A 1,554-nucleotide genomic window follows, 5' to 3' on the forward strand; every position below is an offset into this window, starting at 1 on the left:
CCGGCGGCCGCCTTCAGCGGATGGACGTGGATCGAGTGCAGTACCGACTTCGCCATGAGGGCATCCTGCCGGAGGGCTCGGACCACGTCCGCCGAGTTTTCCTCAGTAGCCGCGGTACTGCTGGTTGTTGTACGGGTCCTGGTACGGCGCCGGGGCGGGCCGGGGCGCCGCCGGACGCGGCGCGGCGGGGCGCATCGCCTCGTAGCCCGTGCCGCCGGTCATGGGGCGCTGCGGCTGGGGAGCCGGCTGGCCCGGGTAGCCGCGCGGCGCACCGCTCTGCTGGGGGATGTACGGCGCGGCCTGCTGCAACGGAGTGGGTTGCTGGGCCTGCTGGTAGCCGTACGAAGGCATCTGCGCGGAGGGTGCGGCAGGCAGGGCGGGCAGCGCTGCCGGAAGAGCGGGCAGGTTGCTGCCCGTGTCGTAAGCCGCGGGGACCCGGATCGGGGCGATCTGCGGGGTTCCCCGCTCGGCCACGAGGGAGTCGTAGATCGGAGTGTCCGGGAAGGAGGCGGAGTAGTAACCGCCGCCATAGGTGGAGCGGGGGGAGGTCATGGCACATAAGTAAAGCCCACGATGTGCTGGTTGGGGAGACCGATAAGAAGGTTGTTTTCCGTGTCGGCGGTGACGCGGGATCCCCAATGCGAGCGAATTCGGCGAAAAAGGGCGGCGGCGAGTGCACGGATCAGGTAAAGGCCGAGTTCCGGGCGGGTTACCCGCCGGTTGGCCGACGATCTCCCGGGCGCCGGTCATGGGCGTACGCCGCTCGGGGGATTAGGTTTGGCGAAGGACGACAGAACGTAACGAGGCGCGGTCTTCACGGGGCGCGGACTTCACGGAGACACCGATGGGGGCGGACATGTCAATGCCTAAAGGATCGAATGTTCCAGTGCCGACGACCGGACTCCGGGTCGAACTGGGCTGGCGAGCCGGTCCCGGAGTGCCCGACGCGGATGCCTCGGCGCTGCTGCTGGCGTCCGGGAAGGTCCGCTCCGACCAGGACTTCGTGTTCTACAACCAGCCGTCGCACTCCTCCGGCGCGGTGCGCCACGAGGGCAAGCGCAACGCCGGCGGCCAGGTGAACGACACACTGTTCGTCGACCTCGCGCGCGTGGAGCCCGCGATCGAGACGGTGGTGCTCGCCGCCTCCTCGGACGGCGGCACGTTCGGACAGGTCCCCGGGCTCTACATCCGGGTCCTCGACGCCCAGGGCACGGAGGTGGCGCGCTTCGACAGCGAGGGCGCGAGCGTCGAGACCGCCTTCGTCCTCGGCGAGTTCTACCGCAGGCAGGGCGCCTGGAAGTTCCGCGCCGTCGGACAGGGCTACGACAGCGGGCTCATGGGACTGGCCACGGACTTCGGGATCACCGTCGACGAGCCGCAGCGGCAGGCACCGCCCGCGCCCGTGGCGCCGCCGGCCCCCGCGGCCCCTCCGGTCACGGTCGCCCCGCCGATGACAGCGCCACCTGCCCCGCCGGCCACCAAGGAGACCCCGTCCGTCTCGCTGACCAAGCAGGGCGGCACCTCCGGTGTGATGCGGGTGAACCTCAACTGGAC

At 70.5% G+C, this 1,554-nt stretch carries 2 protein-coding genes; one reads left to right on the forward strand and one right to left on the reverse strand.

The genetic code is table 11. The annotated features are described in order from the left end of the window. Positions 1–102 precede the first annotated feature (102 nt). Positions 103–552 (reverse strand): DUF6643 family protein, encoded by a 450-nt coding sequence (locus AOK01_RS39605; protein ID WP_055520429.1) that lies wholly within the window; start codon positions 550–552, stop codon positions 103–105. A gap of 292 nt (positions 553–844) precedes the next feature. Here AOK01_RS39605 and AOK01_RS39610 point away from each other — a divergent pair. Continuing rightward, positions 845–1,554: TerD family protein (locus AOK01_RS39610; RefSeq protein ID WP_169800187.1), on the forward strand; the 710-nt coding region annotated here is incomplete at its 3' end.

The organism is Streptomyces aurantiacus (genome assembly GCF_001418335.1).
Taxonomy (GTDB): domain Bacteria; phylum Actinomycetota; class Actinomycetes; order Streptomycetales; family Streptomycetaceae; genus Streptomyces; species Streptomyces aurantiacus.

Coding starts and splice junctions, on each gene's coding strand:
- AOK01_RS39605 (WP_055520429.1), bottom strand. CDS start 552: ATGACCTCCCCCCGCTCCACCTATGGCGGCGGTTACTACTCCGCCTCC.